We start from the raw sequence: 21,356 nt of genomic DNA, 5'->3' as shown, positions 1-21,356 counted from the left end.
CCTTTATGATGTGTCAGCTATTCCTCTGACAATTTTGCCATGTCTTCATCAGACATGTCATAATTGACATAGACGTTCTGAACATCATCATCATCTTCTAGCGCATCCATCAACTTAAATAATGTCGCACCCTTTTCCGCGTCGACTGGCGTCAGATTTTGCGGCTTCCAAATCGGGTTCACCGACTTGGGCTCGCCCAAGCTGGCTTCCAGCGCGGTGGACACATCATTAAGGTCTTCAAAAACGCAATAGATGATGTGACCATCTTCGCTCGATTCCACATCATCCGCACCCGCTTCAATCGCCGCTTCCATTACCTTGTCGGCGTCGCCGATTTCGGCGTCATAGGTGATTTCGCCCATGCGATCGAACATAAAGCCAACTGAGCCGGTTTCGCCCAAAGCGCCGCCATTTTTAGAAAAGATCGCGCGCACATTGGCAGCAGAACGGTTGCGGTTGTCGGTGAGGGCTTCCACAATGATCGCCACGCCACCCGGGCCATAGCCTTCATAGCGGATTTCATCATAAGTTTCCGCATCGCCGCCGGTCGCTTTTTTAATCGCCCGCTCAATATTGTCTTTCGGCATCGATTGCGATTTGGCGTTGTTCACGGCCAAGCGCAAACGCGGGTTCATGTCTGGATCAGGCATGCCGCTTTTGGCCGCGACAGTGATCTCTTTCGACAATTTGGAAAACTGCTTTGAGCGCGCCTTATCCTGACGGCCCTTGCGGTGCATAATGTTTTTAAACTTGGAATGGCCAGCCATGGTCTTACGGACATCCTTCTAATCTTTTGATGATTTTGCGATCCTTATATGGCGTGGCGCGGGGAAAATAAAGCCTTTCGGCTCAAATTTCGCGTTGCCGCCGCCAATCCCAAATAATCAGCGCCACAACAACAAGTTGCAATGGCCATAAAAGCGTGGCGGCCAAATCATTTTCCAAGCTGGGAAACACATAATGGCTGAAATTATACATGGTGTGCAAAATCAGCATCGCCCAAATCGAACCGCCTGTGCGCTTATAAAGCCAAGTGAAGAAAAATGAGATCAATGTGGTGGACAGCACCAGCCCCCAAATTGGGCGCTCATAATAAAAACTTTGCGCGGGCATAAAAAACAGCGGCAAATGCCATAGCCCCCAGATGAGGCCGATCAATATGCTCGCCGCTTCCGGGCCAGTGCGATCCAAAAGTTTCGGCAACAAAATGCCGCGCCACCCAAACTCTTCTTGCAGCGGCCCGCCCAATAGCAGGATAAAGATAAAAGCGATCGGCAAGAACTGTGGGGCGTCCCACGCCTCGCCCAGCGGTATATTTTCGCCCAACAGCACCGCCGCCCATAAGGCACCGCCAATCAAAACCGGAAAAACCAGCAGCATAAAACCGTAATATTTCGCGGCAAATTTCACCTTGCCGCCGCGGGCCAGCAGCTGTTTTACACCCGGACCGCCCGAAAACACCAACGCCGTGACCATGGCCGCAACAAAGGGCCCCCACGCGGCCCATTGGTGTGCCGTTTCAAAAAATGGACCAAGACCAAAAGGCAGGGATTTGGTTTCAAGATAAACCACATAGGGCCACCACAGCCCCCAACTCCATGCCCATGTCAGGCCCAGAAAAAGTGCTATTTGCCGCATGTGTTTGTGCCTCCGTGCACATCAATAGGCTCACTATAGGCAATAGAACCAAAAAGGCCAGCACCCGCCCTGCGGCAAATGCTGACCCATAGATCAGAGCGGCACGGCAAGGCCCACTAGTCGTCCGTGCGATCCTCTTTCAGCTTATCAATACCCAGCGCTTTCAACGCCCAGTTTTCATAAAATCTTTCGGATTCACCGGACTTGATTTTGCCCATGAAATATTTCTCAAACCCGACTTTGGCCATATGCACCCACTTGCCTTGCGAGGCCCAATTGACATTGCGCGGCGGTATTTGAGGTTGCGCCACAAACGCCACGCCGCTATCGCCAAAATCGGCCAAACAAAATGCGTTCCAAGTTGCCTTGTGGGTGGGTTCTTCGCCTTTCAATACCTGTCCCAGATTATGGGCGGTTGCGGTCACCATAGATTCAATCATAAAGCCGGTTTTGGGCACGCCCACGGGCACCGGGGTGGGGCCAATTGGCGGGATGGCGATACATACTCCGATTGAAAAGATATTCTTATATTTCGGGTTGCGCTGATGCTCATCCACTATCACGAACCCTCTGGGGTTGGTGAGGCCCTCAATATTCATCAAGGGCTTAATGCCCCGAAACGCGGGCAGCACCATTGAATATTTAAAGGGCGCGTCAGTTTCACCTCGGCTTTCCCCATCGTCGCCAAAGGTTTCAACGTGCATCACCCCATCTTCAACAGATTTGATCTTGCTCGATGTCATCCATTTGATGTGCTTGTCGCGCATTTCAGCTTCCAACAAGCCCTTTGTGTTGCCCACACCATCCAGCCCCAAATGTCCGACATAGGGTTCGGAGGTGACATAGGTGATCGGCACCTGATCGCGAATTTTGCGCCGCCGCAACTCGGTCTCTAAGATGAACATAAACTCATAAGCCGGACCAAAGCACGACGCACCTTGCACCGCGCCGACCACGATCGGCCCGGGGTCTTTGCAAAACTCTTCAAACGCTTTGCCCGCATCAACCGCATGTTCAACATGGCAAACCGATTGGGTAAAGCCTTCTGGTCCCAACCCTTCGATCTCGTCAAAGGCCAGTTCTGGTCCCGTCGCGATCACCAGATGATCATAGTCGATGACCTGCCCATCCGACAGTTTCAGCCGATTTTGATCTGGCTGCAATTCTTCAACGGGGACGGTAATAAAATCGATATTCTTCTTCGCCAAAATCGGCGCCAAATCGATCTCGATGTCATTCCGTTTGCGCCAATTGACGGCCACCCATGGGTTGGAGGGGACAAAATGATATTTGGGGTCTTTTGTCACCACCGTGATCTTATGATCAGCGCCCACCTGATCTTTTAATTCATAGGCCATTATCGAGCCGCCTAAACCGGCGCCCATCACAACAATATGTGCCATCTCTCTCTTCTCCTGGCATCAAAATATCTATATAAGTATTTGCTTATATTGTTTGTGATGTCAATTGGTTTACACATTAAATAAGGGCGCCTTCCGAGGAAGACGCCCCAAAATTGGAGTGATGCGCGATGGTTACGCTATTTTTTAACCAGCCCCGCGTCTAGCAATTGCTGGAACATCTTTTCCAGCGCCGGTTCAACCGGCTGATAGCTCAAGCCCAACTTCTCTTTTGATTTAGAATTGTCTGCCGCCCAGGGGTGATTGATGTTCTTCGCCACCATTTCGCGCGTCAGCGCCTTGTTGGCCATCGGCCCAATCAACCACACCATCCACTTCGGCAAATAGCCTTTCGGGAAGGGATATTTGTCGCCAAACTTTTTGCGCAGCACTTCGCCGATAAACAGAAAATCGTGCGTTTCTTTCGAGACAATATGACGTCCCTCGGCATTTTCGATAAAGCCGGCCAGCAAATGTGCCTCAGCCACATCGCGCACATCCACCATGCCAATTTCCATTTTCGGCACCCCCATCTTGAAGGTGCCATCGCCTGCCTGCTTCATGAAGTTAAACGATTCTGAGGTTTGGGTTTTGGCGGTACCTGGACCAACAATCAAAGACGGGTTGATGGTGACCAACTTCCAACGGTCTTGCGCATCAGCCATTTCCCAAGCGGCTTTTTCCGCTTCAACTTTGGAAAAAGAATAGGACTGGTGATCAAGTCGAGAGGTGGTGTTCCAATCATCTTCGGTCAATGTCTGGCCAGGGGATTGCGCCACATCCACCGCATCACCATAAATTGCCGCGCACGAACTCGTCACCACAACGCGTTTGACGCTGTCGGTGCGATTGGCTGCGCCAAGCACATTGCGGGTGCCTCTCACCGCCGGGTCCACCAAATCCTTTTGCGGATCGGTCACCTCTGAGGTGAAGGGCGACGCCGTATGCATCACCACGTCACATCCCTGAATGGCCTCATCAAAGCTGCCTTCATCCAACAAATCTGCTTTGAAATATTTGATGTCGCCGGGCAAACTGGCCGCCATGTCATCAAGATGCGCAATCTTTTGCTTGTTGCTTGGGTCGCGAACCGCTGCATGAACAGTTTTCCCCTCCTCCAACAAACGTTTCACAATCCATCCGGCCAAATAGCCCGTTGCACCCGTTACCAAAACAGGTGCCGTGGATGAATAATCTGGTGTGGGTTGGGACATTTTCATTCTCCAATTTAGCTTTCGGTTGCCACTGGTCAAAATATGTAATCAGGTGTATACATAATTCATCCGCGCAATAAGTCAACGACTGATTACATAATAATGACCTCATCTCAAAAACCAGTCCGCAAACGCAACGCTGAAAAAACCCAGCAAGCCATCCTCGCCGCTGCACAGCAGACCTTTTTTGAAAAAGGCTATGATGGAGCTGGTACGCGCCAGATCGCCGATCGGGCCAATGTGAATGTGGCTTTGATCAATCGTTATTTCGGATCAAAGGAGGGTTTGTTCCAACAAGCCATCCTGCCCGAACTCAATATCGACTTTATGCTGGAAGGCGACATGACCGACTTCGGCCAACGGGTGGCGGAGATGTTTGCGGCCAAGACGGGCGAAAAAGATTTCGATCCGGTCATCGCGCTTTTGCGCGCCTCAACCAGCAAGGAAGCCATTCCCATGCTGCGCCAAACGGTGGAAGAGCAGATCATTAAACCCTTAGCCGCAAGGCTCGAAGGCGATTCAGCGCATGAACGCGCCAGCCTGATCATCACCCAGCTTACAGGCTATGATTTGCTGAACCGCATTGTGAATGTGCAAACCACCAGCTCAAACGGTGCCGACGATATGACCCGGCTTTTGGCAAAAACAATTCAGGATTTGGTGGATGTGGTCTAATCAAACTCAGGCAGTGCCTGCCCAATAGAACCGCCAACCCGCAGGGGTTGGATTGAGGTGCAAAGCCCAGTGCGGTTATCGGTTTCGATCACAACGCCGCAAACGCTGGGGTCGACATCAGCCGGGGTAAACCGTTCGCGGGTCATGCCGGTGACAAACCGGTTCACTGGCTCTTCCGCATCCATGCCGATCACACTGTCATAATCGCCGCACATGCCCGCATCACTCATCAACCCGGTGCCGCCTTTCAGCACCCGATGATCAGCCGTTGGAATGTGCGTATGCGTGCCCACAACAAGGCTGGCCCGACCATCTAAAAACTGGCCCATGGCCTGCATTTCAGACGTCGCTTCGGCGTGGAAGTCGACGATCACCGCGTCGGCCACATCACCCAATGGGCAATCTGCAATGGCCTTTTCAACCGCATAGAACGGATCATCAATCGGGTTCATAAATACGCGGCCGAGTGCATTGACCACCAATACGCGTTGCCCATTAGGCGCATCATAAAGCATGGCGCCACGGCCCGGCGCGGCGTCGCTCATATTAATCGGGCGCAACAAGCGATTGTCACGTGCGATCACCCCAAGCGTTTCGCGCTGATCAAAGGCGTGATCGCCCAGCGTCACCATATCGGCACCCGCTTCCAGCAAGCATTCAAAATGCTTTTCGGTCAGCCCCCGTCCGTGAGAGGCATTCTCGCCATTGATGATCACAAAATCAAACTGATAGCGGCGCTTTAGATCCGGCAGATGGTCTGTCACTGCCCGTCGGCCAGATCGGCCCATCACATCGCCCAAAAACAATATCCGCATATATGCGCCCTATTCGGCAGCGCTAAAGCGCCGTACTCCGTTTTCCGTAACCACCATATCCAAGGGCACATCATGCGTGTCACGCGGCAGATGGTCAAATTCCTGCACGCCAAAGGCGTAGCCCACCAATAAGGGCTTTTGCGGCCAGGAGGCAAGGCTGCGATCATAATATCCGCCGCCATAGCCAAGCCGCGTGCCTTCTTTGTCAAACCCCAAAAGCGGCGTCACCACAATGTCGGGGATAACTTTTTGTGCCGTTTCCGGCGGGGCAAGCGTGTTAAAGCCATTGGGCACCAAAGGATCAGTCGGCGACCAAAGCCGCATTTCCAGCGGCAAACCGCGCCCCATCACCACAGGCAAACACACTTTGTGCCCGTCATCCATAAAATGGCTGAGCAGTGGCGTGCAATCCAGCTCATCGCGGATGGCCCAATAAATGGAAATGGTTTGCTCAAATGGCACAGGCACGGCAGCGATAAAAGTTTCAGCAGCGGCGCGCGCAGCCTCTTTTCGAAATGAGCTCGACAGCCCGCCACGCTTTTCATGCGCTTCGGTGCGCAAGGCGGCCTTGCGGGCATCAATCGCCTCTTTCTCGTCGACAGTTTGTTCGCTCAATCTTGTCGCCCCATTAATTAAGTGCCGCCCTGGCCGTCGGAAAACTTGACCCTGGAACCTACAAAAGTAGGTGGGCGCCGTATGAAAAAGCCCACGAGCCTAATCAGTGACAGCTCCCTTAAGGATCGGTAAGGCCCCGTGGATGCTAGTTTCCGGCACGAACCGGGCAGCGGGTTAGATATAGTGAAGACAAGGGCAAAACGAAACCCCAAATCATCACTTTCGATAAATTTGGATTAAGCGTCTTTTTCAGCGTCGAGTTCTAGCTGTTTCGCAAGGGTTTCCACGCGCTCGGCAATCATCATCACCTGATTGGCAAAGTTCTCTTCCAATTGATCACGATCAGCAATCAGATTGTTCGATTTTGCTGAAAGCTGTTCCAATGCGCTCTTCGCATTTTTCAACTCATCTTCCAGCGCCTTCATGTCGTCCATAACGGTGATTGCGGCCATCACTGTAAGCCGCACATCACCCACTTCGCCAAATTCCGATTTTAGCCCCTCTACGTAGGTTGAGAACCGATCCGCCAAACCACGCACATGGCCTTCTTGACCATCTTCACACGCCATGCGGTATTTGCGTCCATCAATTTCAACCTGAATCTCAGCCATAAATCTTAGTCCCGCTACGCCTCATCTTCCCCATTCAGGGCAACTTGAACTTTTTCCATCGCCCGCATGATGCGCGCAGACACGTCTTTGGCAGATTCCTCCACCGTACGCGCATAGGCCCGGGTTTCGTCCAGTTCGCTGGCCAACCGCGATCGATCTGTTGCCAGATTTTGCACCTGATGCTCGATATTGCTGGCATCACGCACTTTGGTTCTCGCATGGTGTGCCAAGCGCTCCAGCCGATCCAACGCTGTATCTAGCCGCCGATTGGCGTCTTCAATTGAATATTTTTGCTCGCCCATAATCGTCCAACACTCAAGAATAGGTATGGCTACCTACGCCGAACTTTATTTTGATTCTCATCGATGTATAGCTAAAAGCTCACCTAAAAGACCATATTCGACTAGCTTTGTACAATAAGTTTGGCGAAATTGGGGGAATTGACTCCAAAGGAGTACCTGCTATGAGTGCGCCAATAAATATCTTGCTTTAGCAAACGATCAACTCGGGGCAGCATTTAAATGACTGATCTAGCCAAAACAAGCGCAATGGCCAATGCAATTCGCGCACTCTCTATGGACGCGGTTCAAAAAGCCAATATCGGGCATCCGGGCATGCCGATGGGCGCAGCCGACATTGCGACGGTCTTGTTTACCAAAATCATGAAATTCGACCCCAAAGCGCCAAACTGGCCCGATCGGGATCGTTTTGTGCTTTCAGCCGGCCACGGCTCCATGTTGCTTTATTCTGCCCTGCACCTGCTCGGCTATGAAGATATGACCATGGAGGAAATCAAGAATTTCCGCCAACTCGGTTCTAAAACCGCTGGTCACCCTGAATATGGCCACGCCACGGGCATCGAAACCACAACAGGCCCACTTGGCCAAGGCATCTCCAATGCTGTTGGCATGGCCATGGCAGAAGCCAAAATGGCCGCCGACTTTGGCGACGATCTGGTTGATCACTACACTTACGCCATCGCTGGCGATGGGTGCCTGATGGAAGGCATCAGCCAAGAAGCCATCACTTTGGCAGGTCACCTCAAGCTGAATAAGCTGATCGTAATTTGGGACGACAATGACATCACCATCGACGGTAAAGTTTCTTTGTCTGACTCCACCGATCAGCATGCGCGCTTCCGTGCCGCTGGTTGGCACACCATCGCAGTAGACGGCCATGATGAGGACGCGGTTGAAAAGGCTATTCTTGAAGCCCAGAAATCTGACAAGCCCACCATGATCGCCGCAAAAACCGTGATCGGCTTTGGCGCACCAACAAAAGCAGGCACATCCGCTGCCCACGGCGCGCCCTTGGGTGACGAAGAAATCGCTGGCGCCCGCGCCGCCCTTGGCTGGGATCACCCACCATTTGAAATTCCTGAAGAAGTGTTGGACGCATGGCGCTTGGCTGGCTGTCGCTCCACAAAACACCGCACCGCTTGGGAAGAACGTTTAGCTGAAAAAGATGCTGACACACGTGGTGAATTTGAACGTCGCTTGAGCGGCGAACTGCCATCAAACTTTGCGTCTGTTGTTAAAGACTTCAAGCACAAGCTGGCCGACGAGAAGCCAAAGATCGCTACCCGCGTGGCCTCCAACAAGGCGCTCGACGTGATCAATGGCATTATGCCGGAAATGTTTGGCGGCTCAGCTGATTTGACCGGGTCCAACAACACCAAGTCGGGCGAGCAAGGCATTTTCACTGCTGAAGACCGCTCTGGCAATTATGTTTATTACGGCATTCGTGAGCACGGCATGGCCGCAGCCATGAACGGCATTGCGCTGCATGGCGGCCTGATTCCTTACGGCGGCACCTTTATGGTGTTCACCGACTATTGTCGTCCATCCATCCGCTTGGCGGCCTTGATGGGCATTCGCTCTATCTTTGTGATGACCCACGATTCAATTGGCTTGGGTGAAGATGGCCCAACCCACCAGCCTGTAGAGCATTTGACCGCTCTGCGCGCCATTCCAAATCTTTCTGTATTCCGCCCGGCGGACGCCACAGAAACACTGGAATGCTGGGAATTGTCGCTTAAGCAAAAAGACAAGCCATCCATTCTGTCCCTGACCCGTCAGGGCGTGCCCGCAGTGCGCACCGAATTTAATTCGGAAAACCGCTGCGCCAAAGGGGCCTATGTGCTCAAGGGTAATGAAGATGCTGATGTGGTGCTGTTTGCCTCCGGTTCAGAAGTGTCCGTGGCCATGGATGCTGCCAAAGAGCTGGAAAATCAAAAAGTCAGCGTACGCGTTGTGTCTGTGCCATCCATGGAATTATTTGAACAGCAATCCAACGATTATAAGGCGCAAATCTTTGGCAATGCCAAAGCCCGCGTGGCCGTTGAAGCAGGCATTGAGATGAGCTGGCAGAAATTCTTGGGCCCAACAGGTAAATTTGTTGGCATGGATTCTTTCGGTGCAAGTGCGCCGGGCAACCAACTGTTTGAACACTTTGGTATTACGGCCAAAGTCGTGGTTGATGCCGCACTTTCCCAACTCTAATTTACGCAAAAATTTTCCTTCCCTCGCATTTGGAGAACAAAAATGGCAGTACGGGTAGCAATTAACGGTTTTGGTCGCATCGGCCGCAATGTGTTGCGTGCGATCATCGAATCTGGACGCACCGACATCGAAGTCGTCGCGATCAACGATCTGGGACCAGTGGAAACCAACGCACACTTGATCCGCTATGACAGTGTGCACGGCAAATTCCCAGGTGAAGTTAAAGTTGACGGCGACACCATCGACGTTGGCCGCGGCCCGATGAAAGTTTATGCCATCCGTGATCCAAAAGAATTGCCTTGGGGCGAATTGGACATTGATGTGGCCATGGAATGTACCGGCATTTTCACCGCCCGTGACAAAGCTGCGATGCATTTGGAAGCTGGCGCAAAGCGCGTGTTGATTTCTGCACCAGGCGCCAATGCCGACATCACTGCTGTTTATGGCGTGAACCATGACCAGATCACAGCTGAGCACAAAGTGATCTCAAACGCATCATGCACCACCAACTGCTTGGCCCCATTGGCCAAAGTGTTGCACGAAAAAGTGGGCATCGAAAAAGGCATGATGACCACGATCCACTCTTACACAGGTGACCAGCCAACTTTGGACACCATGCATAAAGATTTGTATCGTGCCCGCGCCGCTGCCATGTCCATGATCCCAACATCTACGGGCGCGGCGAAAGCTGTTGGCCTTGTGTTGCCTGAACTGAATGGCAAGTTGGACGGCATGTCAGTTCGTGTACCAACACCAAACGTTTCAGTTGTGGATTTGAAGTTCATCTCTTCACGCGACACCACAGCTGAGGAAGTAAACGAGATCGTTAAAGCCGCTGCTGAAGGCGAGCTCAAAGGCGTGTTGGATTTTGATCCTGAATCAAAAGTTTCAATCGACTTCAACCACGACCCACATTCCTCAAACTTTGCGTCACAACAAACCAAAGTGATGGATGGCAATCTGGTTTCCGTAATGAGCTGGTACGACAATGAATGGGGCTTCTCCAACCGCATGTCCGACATGGCGGTGGTTGTTGCCAAAACCATCTAAGCATCAATTGCATTTCTAAATGTTGAAGGGGCCTTTTGAGGCCCCTTCTTTTTAGCTATGATCGCAATCAACTGATTTGGCCCTTTTTCCAATGGGAAACAAAATGACCGACTTTAAAAAACTCGAAGATTTCGACTTCAACGGCAAGAATGTTTTGGTGCGCGTGGATCTGAATGTGCCCGTTGCAAATGGAATGGTGACCGACTCCACACGGATTGAACGGCTCGCCCCAACCATGTCCTACATCATCGAACATGGCGGCAAGCCAATTCTGCTTTCCCACTTTGGCCGTCCAAAAGGTCAGGTGAACAAAGACATGTCATTGGCCGTTGTCGTGTCCGGCATCAAACAAGCGTTTGGCCAGCCTGTTGAGTTTGTCGACACGGATTGGACAGACGTGAGCGCCGCAAAAGATCAAATCGCCAAAGGCGCTGCGGGCACCATTTTCGTGATGGAAAACACCCGTTTCCATCCTGGTGAAGAAGCCAATGATTTGGCATTGGCCAAGCGCATGGCCAGCCTCGGCGATATCTATTTGAACGACGCCTTCTCGTCTGCCCACCGGGCCCATGCTTCCACCGAAGCCCTCGCCCGCGAGCTGCCCTCTGGCGCAGGTCGCGCGATGGAAGCTGAATTGTCGGCCCTGCAAGCTGGCCTCGGCAATCCAAAAACACCTGTGGTCGCCATTGTGGGCGGCGCGAAAGTCTCCACCAAACTCGATCTGCTGGAAAATCTTTTGAAAAAGGTTGAAGGCTTGGTGATTGGCGGTGGCATGGCCAACACATTCCTGCATGCAGAAGGCGTGGATGTTGGTAAATCCTTGTGCGAAAAAGACTTGGCAGAAACCGCCCGGCGCATTTACGACAAATCGGCCGATGAAAATTGCGCCATTATTTTGCCTGTTGATGGCGTTGTGGCCTGGCACTTTGAAGCCAACGCCCCCCACCGCACCTATGGCCTTGAAGCCATGGACAAAGAAGGCATGATTTTGGACGCTGGCGAAAAATCAATCGAGCGCATCAAAGGCGCAATTGACGAAGCCAAAACCGTGATCTGGAATGGACCGCTGGGCGCATTTGAGCTGGACCCGTTTGGCCACGCCACCATTGAGGTGGCCCGCTATGTGGCAGAACGCACCAAGCAAGGCAAGCTGGTATCTGTTGCAGGCGGTGGCGACACGGTGGCCGCCCTCGCTAAAGCGGGCGTGGTGAACGATTTCACCTATGTTTCAACCGCAGGCGGCGCCTTCCTCGAATGGATGGAGGGCAAGCCCCTCCCCGGCGTCGAAGCACTGAAAGCATAAAACAAAAAGCCCCGCATCTCGCGGGGCTTTTTTTATTTTTGCTGCGCGCGAAACGCGGTCACCGGCAGGCCGCCAATGCCCCAATTTTCCAAGGGCACCTCGTCGATAACCACAAAAGTGGTCGCAGGATCTTTGTTCAGCACTTGCTGCAACAAATCGGTGGTGCCTTTGATCAGCGCCTTTTTCTGCGCTGCGGTGACGCCTTCATCGGTCACTTCAATATGAACGTACGGCATTAGCGCGCTCCTTTTTCAATATGGAAAATTTTTGCCATGATTTTCCATGCGCCGTCTTCGCGAACCAGCGTTAGAAAATCAATGAAGTTGGTGGCCCCGATTGTGCAACGCACCTGCGCAAATGCGGTATTTTCGCCCGCAACCTGAATTTGATCGATCACATCGCGCCGCGCTTCATTGCGTGACGCAGGCGATTGCCGCTTGGCCAGCACCTCAAAATAAGTGGGCATGTCCCGATGAAGCAGCGGGCTTTCATCTGCGGTCGCATAAACCGCCTTGGGATGAAAGAGCGTTTTGAACAACGCGACATCACAATTATATAGCCCATCGAAATAGGCTTGAAGCACCGGCAATATCGCGGCGATCTGATCGCCCATGGGCGCCGGATCGGTCCTGAGAGATGGAGTATGCTGCATGATTTTTCCTTTGTTGGGGGCAACGACCTCAATCTAGACATAAGGTTTCCATTGACAACCCAGTAACTGTTGGTAACCTCTAGAATGAAGTTACCGCGGGGTAACCTTATGCAGGCGCGCATGGCCCGGTTGCTTCCCCTTGTCGATGAACAATTGCCCGTGCCGCCCCGTTCGACAACCATTTAGGCCGCTCATGTCACTCAAGGTTCGGAAAAATCACAGCCCACCGCCGCCAGAAACCTGCGCACTCACCGATTGCCTTGCGCTTATATCGGGCGCATGGGCGCCAAATGTCATTTGGCACCTGCGCGCGGGGCCAAGACGCTTCAATGAATTGCGCATCGACATTCCGCCAGTTTCCGCAAAAGTGCTTTCGGCGCGTCTGAAAGAACTGACCGCCCGTGGCGTTGTTACACGCACCGTGCAAGCCACCTCTCCCCCCTCGGTGGAATATGAACTCACCTCTTTAGGCGCGGAGCTGGTGCCTGCCCTGGCGGCCATTGTTGAGGTCGGCCACAAATTGAAAACACAGACTTGATACTGCCATGTTTCATGCGCATCTTCACGGGGCAACAAATGCGCAAGGAGATGCGGCATGAAGGCCTATATTTGCGAAAAGTACGGCTCAACAGATCAGCTGCACCTGCAAGACGCGGAAATGCCGACGCCCAAGGCCGATGAAATATTGGTCAAGGTCCATGCCACATCTCTAAACTCTTGGGATTGGGACAAACTGCGCGGCCATATCTTCACCCGTATCGAAAGCCCGGGCCGCCCGCAGGATCGTATTTTGGGCGGTGACGTGTCCGGTGTTGTTGCCGAGGTCGGCAGCGAAGTCGCCGAATTTGCCGTGGGTGATCACGTTTTTGGCGACCTGTCTCAAAGCGGTTGGGGCGCCTTCGCCGAATATGCCACCGGAAAGGCAGCGTTTTTCGCAAAGATGCCGCCCGCCTTGAGCTTTGAAGAAGCCGCCACCTTGCCGCAAGCCGGTCTACTGGCGCTCCAATCCATCCGCGATGAAGGAAATGTCCAACCCTGCATGCACGTGTTGGTCAATGGCGGCGGCGGCGGTGCTGGCATGTTTTGCATCCAGCTGGCCAAGCATTTTGGCGCAACCGTTCATGCGGTCGATAAGGCCGAAAAGCTGGACGCTATGCGCGCCTTCGGCGCCGATCATGTATATGATTTTCGAGAAACGGACTTTACCAAACTCGAACAAAAGTTTGATGTGGTGGTAGATGCGGTGGCCAATCGCGGGCCCAATGCCTGCTTTCGCGCCCTCAAATCGCACGGCAAATATGTCGTGATGGGCGGCACCAGTTTTAGCTTACTGCGCCTTTTTCTGGCCAGCCGCAGAAAGCGCGACGACGGCAAAAAAATCAGCATTCTGATGTGGCAGGTCAATCCCGAAGATATGACAATTCTCGCTGAAATGGTTTGTGCCAAACAAATCAAATGTTTTATCGAGCACATATATCCGTTTGAGCAGCTCAGAGGGGCCATGGCCGCGCAAAGCAAACAGGCCGCGCAGGGCAAACATGTGGTGCATATTGAACCCGAACGCGACGGATCATCCCCCTATCCTCAATCTAAATAGCTGAAATTTAATTGCTTTTTTACCAGCACAGCTGACTTGCGTCAAAAATTTATGTCTATGTGTCAAATATATTTGACACTGTGAATGGAATACATTACATAGTGGACAACAAACACGACACCAAGTCATATATTTTCGACGCAAAGGACAGCAAAATGTCTTATCATGAACGCAACATCGTCACCTATCTAATCTCCGGCATCATTGTGATGACCATCTATAGTTTTTATATGCTCGACCTCTACCAAGCCGGGCTGCTGGATGGCCCGGATGCTGGCATTGAACTGGGATGGAGCGCCCTCAAACTGATCGGCGGGTCCATCATTGTAACCGTCGTCATTTCTGTGCTGGTGAGCATCGCGAATGCCATCATCACCAAAGAAAGCGATTTCGACAAAGCGGACGAGCGCGACAAGCTGATTGATCTGGTCGGCATGAAAGTGGGTTTCATCACCTTTTCAATCTTTTTTGTCACCGGCATGATCTGGCTCGCATTGGGCGCCCCCATGCAATACATCCTGCTGGGCAGCATCTACGCCATGTTTTTTGCCAGCCTCATTGAAGGCGCCACCCGCCTGGTGCTCTATCGCCGGGGGTTTTAATCATGGCTAAAAAAACCAACAAAGGTCAGCTCACCAACAATATCAGGCGCTTGCGCTTTGATCATGATGAGATGAGCCAGAAGGTACTGGCCGAAAAGGTCGGTGTCTCCCGCCAAACCATCGTGGCAATCGAGGCGGCCAAATATTCCCCTTCGCTCGAACTGGCGTTCCAAATTGCTCATGCTTTTGAAACGCCAATAGAAGAGGTGTTTGGCTACATACCGCCACCACCCGAATAGAAATTCCTTTCGGTGCGGGCAACCGCACCACCCCAACAGCTTAATTCCATTTGGATTCACTTGATGCCCTCAAGATTGAAAGCGATATTCCTATGTCCAAAATTCAAACGAAGCCTAGAATATCAAATTGGCGCCTACCGCTATTTCTATTCATATTCGGCCTCGTCAACATTGCGTTTGGCACCATCCAGCTCAGCTCCATCGCCATCGGCCCTGCCGCTGACGGAGCGCTCAATGAGATGACTTCGCCACAATATTTCATCACCCCAGTACCGGTGATCTTTCACATCGTGTGCGGCATCTTTTTCAACGTGCTCGCCCCGCTGCAATTCGTGCCCGCCCTGCGCAAACGGGTCCCAAAATTTCACCGTTGGTCCGGCCGACTATTGCTCATTGCCGGGTTGGGCGCCGCCGCCAGTGGCATGTATATGAACCAGTTTTTCCCCGCCTTCGGCACAGGCTGGAAATACGCTGCAGTACTCATCTTTTCGTTCGGCATGATCGCTTCATTATTGCTTGGCCTGCGGGCCATCCTCAATCGTGACGTGAAATGCCACAATGAATGGATGATGCGCGCGGTGATGATCAGCCTTGGCCCCGCCACCCAGCGTTTATTGATCCTGCCGATTTATTTCGCCACAGGACAAATGAGTATTTTGATGATCGAAATCGTCATGTGGGCCGGGTTTTTGATCAATATCGCCGTGGGCGAAATGATCCTGCGCAGCCACTACAAACCAAGAAAGGCACTCCGTCATGCCGCAGCAGAGTAGTTTTTGGAACAAGCAAGCAACCCGTTATGACGCTGCAATCTCAGACCATGACGCACAATATGCAACGCGGCTGAACCAGCTCAAACAATTGATCAAACCGACCGATGTTGTTTTGGACTTTGGTTGCGCGTCGGGCGAGATCGCCCTTGATCTGGCCCCCCACGTCAAGTCAATCGAAGGCATCGATCCCGCAAATGCCATGATCGAACTTGCCTACAACAAAGCCGCAAAACGCGACATTAGAAATGCAAGTTTTCTCACCGCGGACATCTTCGACCCCCGCTTAGAGCCAGAAAGCTATGATGCAATTTTGGCATTCAACGTCATGCATTTGGTCAAAGACCATCATGAAGTCATCCACCGGGCAAAAACATTGCTGAAACCCGGCGGCATGTTGTTTGTCGAAACCCCATGCCTTGGTGAGTTCACCTGGTGGAAACGCCACATCATTTTAACCGCCAGCGCATTGCGCCTCGCGCCCTTTATCCATGTTTACAAGTTTGGCGAACCTGAAGCCGAACTCAAAGCACATGATTTTCAAATCCTCGGTGCACGGAATGCACCTGAACAAGATTGCCGCGCGTCCATCGCGGCACAAAAACCAACAGAATGAGCCATCAAATGACAAATGAAACAATGAAAGCCCTCTATCAAGAAAGCTTCGGCGGCCCCGAAGTGCTCGAAATTCGCGAGGTGCCAAAACCGAAACCAGCAGACAATGAAATTTTGATCAAGGTCGAAGCTGCCCATATGGGCAATGGCGACCAGATTGCGCGCACGGGCAATTCGCCTTGGCCCCTAATGAAAATCCCGGCAAAAATCATCATGGGTTTTTTCAAGCCGAGGATCAAAATTCCCGGCGGCGAGTTCGCAGGAATCGTTGAACGCGTCGGGCAAAAAGTGACCCAATATAAAGTTGGCGACCGCGTCTTTGGCTTTACCGACATGCAATTTGGCGCGCACGCCCAATTTGTTACCTTGCCGGAAAAAGCGCCGATTACCCTTCTGCCTGAAGGCGTATCTTTTGACGCGGGCGCCGCCATTGGCGGCTCTAACGCGCAAACAGCGATGCACTTCATCAATGTCGCCAACATACAAAAGGGTGAACAGGTGCTGATCAATGGCGCTTCAGGCGGTATTGGGCGGGTTGCGACCCAACTCGCCAAAGCCAAAGGCGCAACGGTAACTGGCACCTGTTCCGCACAAAACAAAGAATTGGTTCTGGCCCTCGGCGCAGATGAAGCAATCGATTATCGCGAAACCGACTTCACCACACAGGGCAAAAAATATGATGTGATCATCGACTGCGCAGGGTTTTTACCATGGCGCAAAGTTGAACCTGTTTTGACAGCAAAGGGTCGGCATTTGCTCGCCATGTTTGGCTTTTCGCATCTGTGGAAACAGCGTCAAACCAAGGGCAAAGGCGGCAAACAGCAATTGTGTGTGCTCGCGCCATCATCGCCCGACAAGCTTGAAGAAATTGCCAATCGCTTGGCTGACGGCTCCCTCAAGCCAATCATTTCTCATCGCTTTCCAATGAACAAGGCCATCGATGCGGCCTGGGCATATGAAAACAAAACCCGGGAAGGCTGCATCGTCTTCCACCCGCAAGAATGGAACGCCTGATGCAAATACAACGCCTCATTTCAATCCTAACCACCTCTTTTCAAGCCCACATGCTTTTGTGGGATCAACTCAATAGGCTGAACAACGCCATCGTGACTTTGTCTGGAGAATAAAATGTCTACTCAATATCACACCGATCCACGCAAGCTGACCATACTGGCCGCCATTTGCTATCTCATTTTGTTGATCGCCGGACCAATTGGCCTCATGTATATGCCCGAACAAATTGTGGTGGCGGGCGATGCAACCCAAACCGCACAAAATCTGCGCAGCAATATGGGCGTCTTCCATGCCGGGCTTTTGGCGCAGATCACGATTGTCATCACTGAGGTCATTTTGACAGCATTGCTTTACGTTCTGCTCAAACCAACCAGCCAAACCACCGCTCTTATGGCAGCGTTCGCGCGTCTGGTGATGACGGTGGTGATGGCAATCAATGTGATGACTTTATTGATGATGGCGCATGCCGCCAGTGGCGCGAGCTACCTATCCGCGTTTACGCCTGAGCAGTTGGATGGTTTGGTGCTGTTCTTCTTTGAGTTCCACAACACAGGCACAATCGCATGGCAATTGCTGTTCGCCGTCCACATGCTTTTGCTTGGCCTATTGGTTCTTCGCTCGGGCTATTTGCCGCGCTTTCTTGGCCTCGCCCTAATCATCGGCGCACCAAGCTACGCCCTCGATAGCTTTGGCCAGATCTTCGGGCTGATGGATTTATCCGCCTATGCTTTGGCCACCAATGTGTTGCTCGGCGCTTCTGCAATTGGCGAAGTTGGCCTGGCGATCTGGTTCGGGTTTAAAGGCGTCAACAAAGACAAATGGCAACAGCAAATGAGCTGCTAAGCCAAACCGAAAAATGAGGGGTGGTTTGCATCACCCCTCCAAGCCAATTCAAGCGCCAGCCCGCGCTGGCCGCGCCACATCATGGCTATACACAAATATGGTTACCGCCCGAGCAGCGCGAAAAATCGCATAAAAACAAGGCATAAGCGGCAAAAAATCATACCAAATTGATACCACCCTCACCGAAAAGTCTATATCGACTTTGCGGCCAATAAACGCCAGAACGCGGATAAGAATTGTCCAATTCAGGAGAGACTTAATGGCCCGCATCACATTGCGCCAATTGCTCGATCACGCTGCAGAACATGATTATGGTGTGCCCGCGTTCAACATCAACAATATGGAACAGGCACTGGCCATTGCCGAAGCGGCGGACAAAACAGATTCTCCTGTCATCATTCAGGCGTCGCGCGGTGCCCGCTCTTACGCGCACGACGTGATGTTGAAACGGATGATGGACGCAATCATCGAGATCTATCCACACATTCCGGTTTGCATCCATCTTGACCACGGCAATGGTCCCGCCACATGCATGACCGCCATCCAGGCCGGGTTCACCTCGGTTATGATGGACGGGTCGTTGGAAGAAGATGGCAAAACACCTGCTGACTGGGACTACAATGTGGGCGTCACCAAAACCGTAACCGACATGGCGCATCTCGGCGGCATTTCAGTTGAAGGCGAACTTGGCGTTTTGGGCAGCCTTGAAACAGGCGAAGGCGACAAGGAAGACGGCCACGGCGCCGAGGGCAAATTGTCCACCGAACAGCTTTTGACTGACCCGGAAGAAGCGGTGAAGTTCGTAAAAGAAACCAAAGTTGATGCCTTGGCGATCGCCATGGGCACCTCGCACGGCGCCTATAAGTTTACCCGCCAGCCGGACGGTGAAATCCTGGCCATGCACGTGATTGAAGAAATTCACCGCCGCCTGCCAGACACGCACTTGGTGATGCACGGCTCTTCTTCCGTGCCGCAAGATTTGCAGGACATCATCAACCAATATGGCGGCGAAATGCCCCAAACTTGGGGCGTGCCTGTTGAAGAAATTCAGCGCGGCATTAAAAACGGTGTGCGCAAAATCAATATCGACACCGACAATCGCATGGCCATGACCGGGCAGATCCGCCGGATCTTGTCAGAACATCCGGGCGAATTTGACCCGCGCAAATATTTGAAGCCTGCTCGTGAAGCCATGACCAAATTGTGCATTGAGCGCCTTGAGCAATTCAACACCGCCGGGCACGCTGGCAAAATCGGAAGAATTATACCTTTGGCCGACATGGCCAACCGTTATGCAGATGGTCAGTTGGATCCGCAGATCAGCTAGGCGTTTAGGGACAGCCTAGCCAGATTCGCGCACGACAGGGGCCATTTGGCCATCTGCTTTTGAACCCCCGCTTTTCATCGAGCGGGGGTTTTTTCTTTGCCGCGAAATGGATAGGGTTGAAATTCATTGATAAAATTCAATTTTCTGCCCAAATTGCAGGTCAACTAACTCAAGCCACCTCAAAGGGAAAAGAAAGCTACGCCCATTATGCAGATCTACCTCATTGTTCCCCCCAACACGGACAAAGCCACACACGAGACCAGCCTTGAGCTGGTGCAAAGCGGCCTTGTGGCGGCCATGCTGATCCAGCGGGGCACATTGGCTGATGATGAATATCGCAAATGGGCAGAAAGCCTGATCGCACCTGCGCAGCAGCATGGTGTCGCCGCGCTTTTGGACAATATGCCAGAGGCTGTGCAAAGCCTCAAAGCGGATGGCGCACACCTGACCCAAGGGGCAAAAGAAACTGGCGCGTGGAGCAAAAAGCTAAAGCCCGACGCGATTGTGGGGGCAGGCGAAATCTTCTCCCGTCATGATGCCATGACCAATGGCGAGCAAAATGTCGATTACATCTTTTTCGGCCATCTTGACCCCAGCAAAAACATCGATGATGAGGAAACCGCCGAAATGGCCAATTGGTGGGCAGAAACCTTTGAAGTGCCAACCGTTGGCTTTGTGACCAGCCTTGAACTGTTGAGCAAGCAGGTCGAGTTTTGTGCGGTGCGGGAACAGGTGTACGAGGCCGATAATCCATTGGCGGCCCTCAAACAAATCCACAATAGTGTGAATTCAAAATGAGCTGGTCAGTTGAAAAATTGGCGCCCGCGCTCTTGCTCTCTTGCGCTTTAACCGTGCCGGTGGTTGCGCAAGATACGCCGCCCGCTGAGCCGCCTGAAAGCAACAGCGAATTGGACGAGGCACAAACCACCGAAACCCCGCACGGTCCAGTTGACGAAGCCTATGGCGCGTTTCAACGGGGCATGTATCTCACCGCCCTGGCATTGGCGCTGCCCCGCGCCAAAGAAGATGATGCCGCAGCCCAAACACTTATCGCAGAGATTTATGCCAACGGCTTTGGCGTCGATCGAAACCTTGAGCGCGCTGCCGGCTGGTACGAGATTGCCGCCAAAAATGGCGACTCCCATGCCGCATTCCAGCTTGGGCTGATGTATCAATCCGGCGATGGCGTCAGCCAAGACCGGGAAAAGGCAGCCACATTTATCAAACAGGCCGCAGAGGCAGGGCTGCTCGAAGCCAAATACAATCTGGCGCAACTGCATATCGAAGGACGATATGTGGAACCCAACCTGTCCTATGCTGCCCAATTGCTCAGCGAAGCGTCTGCGCAAGGACTTGCCGAAGCCCAATATGATTTGGGCATTCTGGTAATGGAAGGTGCCGGCGTAGAGCCAGACCCACAACGCGGCGCTGAATTGATCGGCACAGCCGCCAGCAAAGGCCTGATCGCGGCCCAAATCGAATATGCAACTTTGCTGACTTTGGGCAAGGGCGTGCCACAGGACTTCAAAACCGCATTTTTATGGTATGAACGTGCCGCACAACAAGGCAACCCCGTGGCACAAGCCCGGTTGGCCCGATTTTACGCCGCAGGCGAAGGCACGCAAAAGAACATTGTGGAAGCCGCAAAATGGCGGGCGCTGGCGCGCCGACAGGGGCTGAACGATGAAACCTTAGACAATTTGTTGGCGGGCGCAGACAAACAGATGATCGCTGAAGGCGAAGAATGGGCCAAAGTATGGCCCGCCGCACCGTCAACAACTGAAGCCGACAATTAAGCATTTACCGCGCTTTTACGCCTGAAACCGCTTTGCCACTTGCACTAGAGCCAATTCTGAGGCAAAAGGCAGGCCAATG

The 21,356-nt window shown here is 52.5% G+C and carries 25 protein-coding genes and 1 other RNA gene; 15 read left to right on the top strand and 11 right to left on the bottom strand.

Going from position 1 to position 21,356, the window contains the following annotated elements; genetic code table 11:
* Window positions 1–17: 17 nt before the first annotated feature.
* The 4 genes from MXMO3_RS04020 to MXMO3_RS04005 all read right to left on the bottom strand — a co-directional run bounded on the left by MXMO3_RS04020 (window position 18) and on the right by MXMO3_RS04005 (window position 4,252).
* Window positions 18–767, bottom strand: coding sequence for a YebC/PmpR family DNA-binding transcriptional regulator (locus MXMO3_RS04020; RefSeq protein ID WP_027834965.1), 750 nt, complete (start codon window positions 765–767; stop codon window positions 18–20).
* An 82-nt stretch (window positions 768–849) separates the two neighbouring features.
* Complete coding sequence (locus tag MXMO3_RS04015; RefSeq protein WP_117395017.1) at window positions 850–1,638, bottom strand: CPBP family intramembrane glutamic endopeptidase; 789 nt, start codon at window positions 1,636–1,638, stop codon at window positions 850–852.
* A gap of 116 nt (window positions 1,639–1,754) precedes the next feature.
* On the bottom strand, window positions 1,755–3,041 hold the full coding sequence (locus MXMO3_RS04010; RefSeq protein ID WP_117395016.1) for an NAD(P)/FAD-dependent oxidoreductase: 1,287 nt from the start codon (window positions 3,039–3,041) through the stop codon (window positions 1,755–1,757).
* Between the two features lie 137 nt (window positions 3,042–3,178).
* On the bottom strand, window positions 3,179–4,252 hold the full coding sequence (locus MXMO3_RS04005; RefSeq protein WP_117395015.1) for an NAD-dependent epimerase/dehydratase family protein: 1,074 nt from the start codon (window positions 4,250–4,252) through the stop codon (window positions 3,179–3,181).
* Window positions 4,253–4,354: 102 nt separating this feature from the next.
* Between MXMO3_RS04005 and MXMO3_RS04000 the strand changes: the two genes are divergently transcribed.
* Window positions 4,355–4,927 carry a TetR/AcrR family transcriptional regulator gene (locus MXMO3_RS04000; protein WP_117395014.1) on the top strand — a complete coding sequence of 191 codons (573 nt, stop codon included), beginning with the start codon at window positions 4,355–4,357 and terminating at the stop codon, window positions 4,925–4,927.
* On the opposite strand, the gene MXMO3_RS03995 is transcribed toward MXMO3_RS04000, so the two are convergent.
* From MXMO3_RS03995 to MXMO3_RS03975, 5 genes are all read right to left on the bottom strand, one after another.
* Window positions 4,924–5,742 carry a TIGR00282 family metallophosphoesterase gene (locus MXMO3_RS03995; RefSeq protein WP_117395013.1) on the bottom strand — a complete coding sequence of 273 codons (819 nt, stop codon included), beginning with the start codon at window positions 5,740–5,742 and terminating at the stop codon, window positions 4,924–4,926. The two genes, MXMO3_RS04000 and MXMO3_RS03995, sit on opposite strands and share 4 nt — an antisense overlap.
* A gap of 9 nt (window positions 5,743–5,751) precedes the next feature.
* A complete protein-coding gene (locus MXMO3_RS03990) occupies window positions 5,752–6,357 on the bottom strand; it encodes a 5-formyltetrahydrofolate cyclo-ligase (RefSeq protein ID WP_027834969.1) in 606 nt (201 codons plus the stop codon).
* 17 nt (window positions 6,358–6,374) lie between these two features.
* Window positions 6,375–6,533: non-coding RNA, 6S RNA (ssrS, locus tag MXMO3_RS03985), on the bottom strand.
* 60 nt (window positions 6,534–6,593) lie between these two features.
* Entirely contained in the window at window positions 6,594–6,968 is a 375-nt protein-coding gene (locus MXMO3_RS03980; protein WP_027834970.1) for a cell division protein ZapA, read from the bottom strand.
* A 14-nt stretch (window positions 6,969–6,982) separates the two neighbouring features.
* Complete coding sequence (locus MXMO3_RS03975) at window positions 6,983–7,270, bottom strand: DUF4164 family protein (protein ID WP_036221873.1); 288 nt, start codon at window positions 7,268–7,270, stop codon at window positions 6,983–6,985.
* Between the two features lie 219 nt (window positions 7,271–7,489).
* Here MXMO3_RS03975 and tkt point away from each other — a divergent pair, with 219 nt between their 5' ends.
* From tkt to MXMO3_RS03960, 3 genes are all read left to right on the top strand, one after another.
* A complete protein-coding gene (tkt, locus tag MXMO3_RS03970; RefSeq protein WP_027834972.1) occupies window positions 7,490–9,469 on the top strand; it encodes a transketolase in 1,980 nt (659 codons plus the stop codon).
* 42 nt (window positions 9,470–9,511) lie between these two features.
* Window positions 9,512–10,519, top strand: coding sequence for a type I glyceraldehyde-3-phosphate dehydrogenase (gene gap, locus MXMO3_RS03965; protein WP_027834973.1), 1,008 nt, complete (start codon window positions 9,512–9,514; stop codon window positions 10,517–10,519).
* Between the two features lie 103 nt (window positions 10,520–10,622).
* Complete coding sequence (locus MXMO3_RS03960) at window positions 10,623–11,822, top strand: phosphoglycerate kinase (protein WP_027834974.1); 1,200 nt, start codon at window positions 10,623–10,625, stop codon at window positions 11,820–11,822.
* A gap of 32 nt (window positions 11,823–11,854) precedes the next feature.
* On the opposite strand, the gene MXMO3_RS03955 is transcribed toward MXMO3_RS03960, so the two are convergent.
* Together MXMO3_RS03955 and MXMO3_RS03950 are read right to left on the bottom strand one after the other, a co-directional pair.
* A complete protein-coding gene (locus tag MXMO3_RS03955) occupies window positions 11,855–12,058 on the bottom strand; it encodes a tautomerase family protein (RefSeq protein WP_027834975.1) in 204 nt (67 codons plus the stop codon).
* Entirely contained in the window at window positions 12,058–12,474 is a 417-nt protein-coding gene (locus MXMO3_RS03950) for a nuclear transport factor 2 family protein (RefSeq protein WP_245985799.1), read from the bottom strand. Before MXMO3_RS03950 ends, MXMO3_RS03955 begins: the two co-directional genes overlap by 1 nt.
* Window positions 12,475–12,667: 193 nt before the next feature.
* Between MXMO3_RS03950 and MXMO3_RS03945 the strand changes: the two genes are divergently transcribed.
* The 11 genes from MXMO3_RS03945 to MXMO3_RS03895 all read left to right on the top strand — a co-directional run bounded on the left by MXMO3_RS03945 (window position 12,668) and on the right by MXMO3_RS03895 (window position 21,277).
* Window positions 12,668–13,012 carry a winged helix-turn-helix transcriptional regulator gene (locus MXMO3_RS03945; RefSeq protein WP_027834977.1) on the top strand — a complete coding sequence of 115 codons (345 nt, stop codon included), beginning with the start codon at window positions 12,668–12,670 and terminating at the stop codon, window positions 13,010–13,012.
* Window positions 13,013–13,069: 57 nt separating this feature from the next.
* Window positions 13,070–14,071, top strand: a complete 1,002-nt coding sequence (locus MXMO3_RS03940) for an NAD(P)-dependent alcohol dehydrogenase (RefSeq protein WP_117395012.1) — start codon at window positions 13,070–13,072, stop codon at window positions 14,069–14,071.
* Window positions 14,072–14,226: 155 nt separating this feature from the next.
* Complete coding sequence (locus tag MXMO3_RS03935) at window positions 14,227–14,673, top strand: hypothetical protein (protein WP_156905534.1); 447 nt, start codon at window positions 14,227–14,229, stop codon at window positions 14,671–14,673.
* 2 nt (window positions 14,674–14,675) lie between these two features.
* Window positions 14,676–14,912: a helix-turn-helix transcriptional regulator gene (locus MXMO3_RS03930; protein WP_117395010.1), complete on the top strand. Its 237-nt coding sequence runs from the start codon at window positions 14,676–14,678 to the stop codon at window positions 14,910–14,912.
* Between the two features lie 92 nt (window positions 14,913–15,004).
* A complete protein-coding gene (locus MXMO3_RS03925; protein WP_117395009.1) occupies window positions 15,005–15,685 on the top strand; it encodes a DUF2306 domain-containing protein in 681 nt (226 codons plus the stop codon).
* Window positions 15,669–16,298, top strand: a complete 630-nt coding sequence (locus MXMO3_RS03920) for a class I SAM-dependent methyltransferase (protein WP_117395008.1) — start codon at window positions 15,669–15,671, stop codon at window positions 16,296–16,298. Before MXMO3_RS03925 ends, MXMO3_RS03920 begins: the two co-directional genes overlap by 17 nt.
* 8 nt (window positions 16,299–16,306) lie before the next feature.
* Window positions 16,307–17,311 (top strand): NAD(P)-dependent alcohol dehydrogenase, encoded by a 1,005-nt coding sequence (locus MXMO3_RS03915; RefSeq protein WP_162889125.1) that lies wholly within the window; start codon window positions 16,307–16,309, stop codon window positions 17,309–17,311.
* Between the two features lie 114 nt (window positions 17,312–17,425).
* Entirely contained in the window at window positions 17,426–18,154 is a 729-nt protein-coding gene (locus tag MXMO3_RS03910; protein WP_117395006.1) for a DUF4386 domain-containing protein, read from the top strand.
* A 259-nt stretch (window positions 18,155–18,413) separates the two neighbouring features.
* Window positions 18,414–19,481 carry a class II fructose-bisphosphate aldolase gene (fba, locus tag MXMO3_RS03905; protein ID WP_117395005.1) on the top strand — a complete coding sequence of 356 codons (1,068 nt, stop codon included), beginning with the start codon at window positions 18,414–18,416 and terminating at the stop codon, window positions 19,479–19,481.
* Window positions 19,482–19,688: 207 nt separating this feature from the next.
* On the top strand, window positions 19,689–20,279 hold the full coding sequence (locus MXMO3_RS03900) for a thiamine phosphate synthase (RefSeq protein ID WP_117395004.1): 591 nt from the start codon (window positions 19,689–19,691) through the stop codon (window positions 20,277–20,279).
* Complete coding sequence (locus tag MXMO3_RS03895) at window positions 20,276–21,277, top strand: tetratricopeptide repeat protein (RefSeq protein WP_117395003.1); 1,002 nt, start codon at window positions 20,276–20,278, stop codon at window positions 21,275–21,277. Before MXMO3_RS03900 ends, MXMO3_RS03895 begins: the two co-directional genes overlap by 4 nt.
* Window positions 21,278–21,356 lie beyond the last annotated feature (79 nt).

Origin of the sequence: Maritalea myrionectae, from assembly GCF_003433515.1 — a bacterium.
In the GTDB taxonomy this organism is placed as follows: domain Bacteria; phylum Pseudomonadota; class Alphaproteobacteria; order Rhizobiales; family Devosiaceae; genus Maritalea; species Maritalea myrionectae.
The sequence above is the reverse complement of the archived record's forward strand: the minus strand, read 5'-3'. Positions and strand labels throughout refer to the sequence as shown.